Annotated in this window: 8 protein-coding genes; 5 read left to right on the top strand and 3 right to left on the bottom strand. The window is 44.2% G+C overall.

Features of this window, described 5'->3' with window-relative positions; genetic code table 11:
- From NIES208_RS18185 to NIES208_RS18175, 3 genes are all read right to left on the bottom strand, one after another.
- A partial coding sequence (locus tag NIES208_RS18185) for a hypothetical protein (RefSeq protein WP_216349437.1) occupies positions 1–596 on the bottom strand: 596 nt, incomplete at its 3' end.
- On the bottom strand, positions 596–1273 hold the full coding sequence (locus NIES208_RS18180; protein ID WP_084176686.1) for a Uma2 family endonuclease: 678 nt from the start codon (positions 1271–1273) through the stop codon (positions 596–598). The genes NIES208_RS18185 and NIES208_RS18180, both read right to left, overlap by 1 nt.
- Before the next feature lie 45 nt (positions 1274–1318).
- Positions 1319–2164 (bottom strand): M28 family peptidase, encoded by an 846-nt coding sequence (locus NIES208_RS18175; RefSeq protein WP_075894405.1) that lies wholly within the window; start codon positions 2162–2164, stop codon positions 1319–1321.
- Positions 2165–2360: 196 nt separating this feature from the next.
- Between NIES208_RS18175 and NIES208_RS18170 the strand changes: the two genes are divergently transcribed.
- From NIES208_RS18170 to NIES208_RS18150, 5 genes are all read left to right on the top strand, one after another.
- Positions 2361–2798 carry a hypothetical protein gene (locus NIES208_RS18170; RefSeq protein ID WP_075894404.1) on the top strand — a complete coding sequence of 146 codons (438 nt, stop codon included), beginning with the start codon at positions 2361–2363 and terminating at the stop codon, positions 2796–2798.
- Between the two features lie 66 nt (positions 2799–2864).
- Positions 2865–4040, top strand: a complete 1176-nt coding sequence (locus tag NIES208_RS18165) for a DUF1176 domain-containing protein (RefSeq protein ID WP_075894403.1) — start codon at positions 2865–2867, stop codon at positions 4038–4040.
- A 282-nt stretch (positions 4041–4322) separates the two neighbouring features.
- Entirely contained in the window at positions 4323–5555 is a 1233-nt protein-coding gene (locus NIES208_RS18160; RefSeq protein WP_075894402.1) for a bifunctional sterol desaturase/short chain dehydrogenase, read from the top strand.
- A gap of 1 nt (position 5556) precedes the next feature.
- Positions 5557–5766: a lipopolysaccharide assembly protein LapA domain-containing protein gene (locus NIES208_RS18155; RefSeq protein WP_075894401.1), complete on the top strand. Its 210-nt coding sequence runs from the start codon at positions 5557–5559 to the stop codon at positions 5764–5766.
- Between the two features lie 41 nt (positions 5767–5807).
- Positions 5808–6422: a MotA/TolQ/ExbB proton channel family protein gene (locus NIES208_RS18150; RefSeq protein ID WP_075894400.1), complete on the top strand. Its 615-nt coding sequence runs from the start codon at positions 5808–5810 to the stop codon at positions 6420–6422.
- The last annotated feature ends 141 nt before the right edge of the window (positions 6423–6563 follow it).

The raw sequence follows: 6563 nt of genomic DNA, 5'->3' as shown, positions 1-6563 counted from the left end.
TTCCTCTTTTCCTTGTCCTCTATTCGACCCTGTTCAACTTTTGTCCTGTACTTAGATCCTTGAATGACAATTTCAATATTCTCCCAGCGTCTTCCTCGTGGAAATTGCTGAATATCAAGCAATAAATTCGTTAACAAGCCAATTAGCTCCTCTTGATATTTTGGATGTAATTGATATTCTGTGAGTAACCAATCACAAAGTAAATATCCAAAGTTTCTATTGAGTAAGTGTTCATACTTCATGAGGATTGGAAATGTCACACTTCTTTGAGCATAGTTTTGTAGCGCAGCTTGTGACAGTTCCTCCATAAACTGTATATATTCGTTTCGATCATCTTCATTAGTTTCTATTGAGGTCTGACGGAAAAAACAAAGACTCAATTTTGCTATTATGCATCGAATTAAGCCAACTAGAATTTTTGCAATATCTCTAAATTTTACTTTGACTTTATTTATTACGAGACTAACCGTAAATAGAAAAAAGTTCCGATCAAATAATTTTTGGTAATTGATTAAAACTTCAATTACTTTCTGTGGAGAATTGAGAATCTGCGCAAAAAGCAGCTTACACTGCTTTTTGCGATTATACTTACTCATTATTTAAAAACAATGCTCTTGTAGAGTTCAGCCAAAGCCAACTTGAAATCTATAGATGCAAAAGAAATCGTGGTGTTAATATCCTTACAATCCGTCAAAAGCCATTGATTTTCTGCCGTTTTCGCAAAATGCTTTACGTAGCATTGATATTGATCAATCAGGAGATATTCGGAGAAGTTAGGAATAGAACGATAGGCATCGAACTTTTCTCCTTGATCGTAATTTTGGGTTGAGCTTGATAACACTTCAGCAATGACAATTGGATTGGTAATCGTCATCTTTGTGGTGTCAGTATAAATCGGTTCATCTCGGACAATCATTACATCTGGATAAGTGTACTTCCTTGTTTTTGGAATCCAGAGCCGTACATCACCGATGTAAACCTCACAATTTTGATCCGCTAACTCCATCAGTAAGAGAGCATAAAGTTTTCCGGCAAGCTTATTGTGATTTGTCGTACCGCCCGCCATCTCAATAATCTCTCCGTCTCGATATTCATGCTTGACTTCAGACTCTGCTTCCAAAGCCAGATATTCTTCCAGTGAATAACGTTTCTGTTTCTGGGGAACTGCTGCAACCAAACCACTCACCTCGATGCTTTCCTTTCGACTATAGCAATGGCATATTTTTTTAGCGCGCTTTTCTACTGAGTGAGTGGGCAGATTGGCGATCGCCATCGGCATTAGTTCTCGCGATGAATTAATTCAATTTTAGGTCTGTAATTATAAAACGGCGATCGCCTCACAGAGTCCCGTGCAAACATTGGTAAGAAAATCTAAATCTAGTGTTTCAAACGTATCACTGGGCTTGTGATAGTGAGGATTACGCAAATTAGCTGTGTCTGTCACCATCATTGCTTTGTAGCCCTGTTCCCAAAACGCCACGTGATCACTGCGCCGCGCATCAGGCACTGGATAACCTCGCCACCCCGCTGGCAGCCATTCGCAAGACACTGATTTTTTAATTTGGTGTTGCATGCCCCACATCTCAGGGATAGTCTGGATATCGCCAACCAAAGCAATAAAATTTCCCGTCGAAGGATAAAAATACTTTAAAAAGCTGGGGTAATTTTGCGAATTTGGTTCATGGGAGCAAAACCCCAACATTTCTAAACTCAACATTAGTCGTAATGGCTGATTTTTTTTACGAAGATGAGCCGCATAATTGAAACTGCCTTGTAAGCCAAATTCTTCGAGGTCAAAAGCCACAAAACGCATCGGATATCGTGCCGAATTTTCACTGAAAAATTTTGCCATTTCGAGTAAAACTGCCAACCCGGTAGCGTTATCATCAGCTCCCGGACTATTAATAACGGCATCGTAGTGAGCGCCAATTAAAATCGGTGGTTTTGACTGGATGGTTGCATCAGTGCAGAGATTCAAAATGATATTTTCGTGGGTTTTGCCTTCTACCTCAAAGTGGAAGGTTTCTGGCTCGCCATACTGTGCCATCATCTGCCGGGCATATTCTTTCACATAGAAATGTCCCACCGTCGAAAAATAGGGATCGCGGTTCCGAATAATTTGTTTGAGATGCTGGGTGAGTCGTGTTTTCAGTTCGTCTACCAAGGCTTTTCACTAGTCGGATTATTCGTTTCTGCCTGCATGGTAACGCCCAAACGTTGGTTTCTATTTTGGTGACAACATCAAATCTTTAAAATTTCAGACCTAATGTGAAGGTAAGACGATCGCTTTTGGCGGAATGACCAAATTTAGGGTGGAAGAACAGATCGTCGGTTTTATTTTTTGAGACAGGAATAATTCAATGTTTAACGGCAACAACTTTCTGAAGGTTACACAAAAAGGTTTGTTAACGGGGGCGATCGCCCTTGGTGGTTTTGGGATAATATCCACAGCTTTGGCTTGTGAATTCATCCTGCCCGACCAAAAAGCGATGGCTCAAACATCCACCCAAGTTTCAGGATCACATCCCTTGGCGATCGCCCTAAGGGCAGCGCAACAGGAGGGCTATGTGAACGAGGGGACTTGGCAAGAATATATCGAAATCATCCATGATTCAGCTGAAGCGCCCAGCAAGGCCACCGTTGTTATTACCCAAACGGGCTTCCTTGATGATTCGGTACAGGGGCATCAATTCCTTGTAACGCTCACCAAAAATGAGTTGGGCAACTGGCAGCTCATCGATATCGATAAAGAATGGATTTGCTATCGCGGCATTAGCGAAAGCGGTCTTTGCCTATAAAAGATTTTCGTTTCATTCCTCACTAATTCTTTACTCACTTATTTAATCTCTCATCTTCAAAAGTCCATGAAATCTCAACATTTTTTCTTTCCCGTCGCTGTGTTGTTCGGTAGCTCTCTGCTCGGTTGCTCGGCGATCGCCACCCAGTATTCATCTTCTCAAAATGTTGAAGCCGTCACGGTGAACCCGCCCACAGAAAACCGAGAAGACATTGCCCTATCACCAGTCGTCGTACTAGGGGAAACGGTAGAGCAATTACCAACCGCCTCAAATCGCACCGCCACAGATGCAGAAAAAGAGCAAATCCTCGCGGCGATCGCCAACCAGAAAAATGAGTTGGGATTATGCATGGACGAAGATGAGCTCCCCTCTGAAAGCTTTGATTTCTCTGAAGTTTATGTCCACCAAGGTGGCGATTATTTGGCGCAAGTACTCTGCTGGAATGCCGCCTACCAAGGGGTCTATGAATTTGTTGTCACCACACCCACTTTTGACAACGACACTTTAGAATTTCGCCATACCGATGTGCAGCTGGTGGGGTATCCGACCGTCGATCTCGAAACCAATATCATTCACAATGCCTATAAATTTAACGGCGCTGGTAGTTGCTTTGAAGAGACTAGCCATTACTGGAATGGATCTTCCCTTAATTTAATTTCTGCGGAATTAGTCGATGGCATCGAGGGCGGTTGTGATGAAATGGGTGTACGATCGCCATCGGAGGATTTTTTAATTACCGCTGATGGTGTTGGCACAGCAAAACTCGGCATGACCTTAGCCGAATTTCGCGCCACGATGCTCCCGGACATGACCCTCGAACCCACAGTTCTCGGTGTCGATATGCCTGAGGGTTTGCGACTGTCTTGGTACGGCGAAGTCCAGTATGACCTCGGCTTTGACTCGTTCCCGATTACGGAAAGCTCAAAAATCAATGTCATCGCAGTGCGTAACCCCAGTTTTAAGACAGCGCAGGGTATCGGTGCCGGGACTCCCCTAACCATGGCGATCGCCAAATATGGCACAGCGACCCTCAGTTACAGCACAGAAAATGAAATGCGTGAAGCCATCACCTTTGCTAATGGTTTCTTCGCTGATGCACCGGACAGAATGGTGTGGATTCGTTCCAATCAATGGACAGTCACTGATTTTGCTGGCATTTACCCTGAAAGTGATAGCTCTTATAAAGAAACGCAGCAGTACCACGACCATGCGGCGATCGGTGCCATTTGGCTGATGCAATAGGCTTTCACTTTTAACCATAGCCATTTTTCAAACCTGAGTTTCGGTGAAACAGAGCCTGCAATGATGACACGGTGAAGGGATGAGAGGGTAATGGGGAAATGGCTTTAGCCCACAAGTTTTAGCTAGAGCAATCCCCTGATCCCCTTGTCTCTGTATCCTCGTATCCCCGACTCCCTGTTGCCCAAAAGAGACATCCCAAACCAAGTATAAATTCCCAAGGGAAGACAAAGAATGCTACAACAATGAAGATAAAAAATCTCGTTATTCTTGTTGGGTTCTTTAATGATCAGTAGCAGCCAGCTTGTCCTCGGAAGTGGCATGGTTTTAGGTTCCGTATTTTGGGTCGAGATCGTCAGAGATGTTTATCACACCCTCGCCCATATTTGGGAACCGCTAAATCGTCTGCATATTTGGCATCACAAAGTATTCCGCCGAGATTTGACGGTAATTGACGAGGATATTTATAAAAAAGCCCATTGGTACAATGATTTACCGGAAGCGGGGGTCATGCTCGGTTTTGGTTTACTGTTTTGGGTGACGCTGTATTTGCTCAAGGTTGATGGGGCTTGGCTAGGGCTCGCGGGCTGTCTTTATACTCTGTCGTTTATGGTGGCGGCGATCGCCCGCGGTTTAGGGATTCCCATGGCGGATGAACTCACGGATATTACCCACCAGCCCGGCGACTTTAAAGCCTTACCCGGTGACTGGTTTGTCAATCGTCCTTACCATTGGCGACACCATTTTGATAACCAAGAGGCGTATTATTGTGGCACATTCACGCTTGTAGACAAAGTTATGGGGACAGCATTGTCATTGAAAGGAAAACGGGTCGCGGTAACGGGCGCATCAGGCAGTCTCGGACAAGCCCTCTTAAAAGAGCTCCATCAAACAGGGGCAAAGGCGATCGCCCTCACCTCAAAACCCCAAGAACTTAGTCTTAAGATCGCGGGTCAGGACATTGCCCTAAAAACAATTCAGTGGCAAGCGGGTAATGAAGCCGCAATTCTTGAAGACCTAAAAAAAGTAGATATTCTCGTGCTCAATCACGGCATCAATGTCCACGGCGATCGCACCCCAGAAGCGATTCAAAAATCCTACGAAATTAATACCTTTTCCCAGCAACGGTTAATCGAATTATTTTTAAGCACGATCAAAACAAACCAAGATCGCGTCCGCAAAGAAATTTGGGTAAATACTTCCGAAGCTGAAGTTAGCCCTGCGGTGAGTCCCCTCTACGAGCTCAGTAAACGAGCACTGGGAGATTTAGTCACCCTACAACGCTTAGATGCGCCCATTGTGATTCGTAAATTAATTTTGGGGCCATTTAAAAGCAACCTCAATCCCATCGGTGTGATGTCTGCAAACTTTGTGGCAAAAATGGTCGTCAATCTGGCGCGTCGGGATTTCCGTAATATCATCGTGACCATCAATCCCATTACCTACTTGCTATTCCCATTTAAAGAATTTTTCGTCTCCACCTATTTCAAGCTCTTTAGTAAAGGCAAAGGGAAGTAACATGCGCACGCTCGGATTATTGCTCAGTATGACGATTTTGGCGGGTTGGTTGGGATTAGTAGCAGTGATGTCCATCCAAAATATTGAGTTAGTTTCGATTAAATTTCTCCTGTGGGAATCGATTAAGTTACCTTTCGGCGTGCTGCTTACCTTTGCCGTCGGGTTTGGGTTGATCGTCGGTAGTTTTATTCCCGTCGGCCAAAAACGCTAAAAATCACCTATTCTCAAACAAGGTATTTTTTGGCAAAATCTATGGCATGGACTGAACTTCTAACCACGGGCGGCTGGGTCACCATCCCACTCTTTTTGTGCTCGATTATTTCGGTCACGCTGATCGCTGAACGATTATTTTTTTGGTTCCGCATTAACCGCGGGCAACGACCACTCCTCTGCAAAGTTTTGATGCTTTACCGCGATGATCCAAATCAGGCGATCGCCCTGTTGAAGAAAAACCAACATTTACCTATCTGTCGGATTTATCTTGAGGCTATCAGTATTCCCAACGCCACATCAGAGGAATTAACGATCGCCCTAGAGACCGCTGCCAAGGCTGAAATTCCGGTTTTAAAACGCTTTAATACTGTCTTTGAAACGATTATTGCCGTGGCTCCATTATTGGGACTTTTAGGGACAATTTTAGGCTTAATGAATTCCTTTAGCTCCCTCAAAATTGGCGATGTCGGTAGTACCCAAACGGTCGGTGTGACAGCGGGCATTAGTGAAGCTTTAATCTCAACCGCAGCGGGTCTTGTGATTGCAATTGTTACTTTGCTCTTTGCCAATAGCTTTCGGGGTTTTTATATTCGTCAGCTCAACCTCATCCAAGAATATGGCGGTCAACTAGAGCTTTTACATCGTCGTCTTTAAAGTCGGTCAACATCGCATTTTTCGACAGGATTACCCATTAAAAAACCTCTCACAAGACAGAGCTTGAAGAGGCAAATTAGTTATTTAACGTGAGTTTTGCTTAAGCATGCTCGGAAGTACGACGCGGTGAATGGGAGAGCG

Source organism: [Limnothrix rosea] IAM M-220, assembly GCF_001904615.1.
In the GTDB taxonomy this organism is placed as follows: Bacteria; Cyanobacteriota; Cyanobacteriia; order Cyanobacteriales; family MRBY01; genus MRBY01.
Note: the sequence above shows the minus strand (reverse complement) of the source record. Positions and strands in the feature narration are given on the sequence as shown.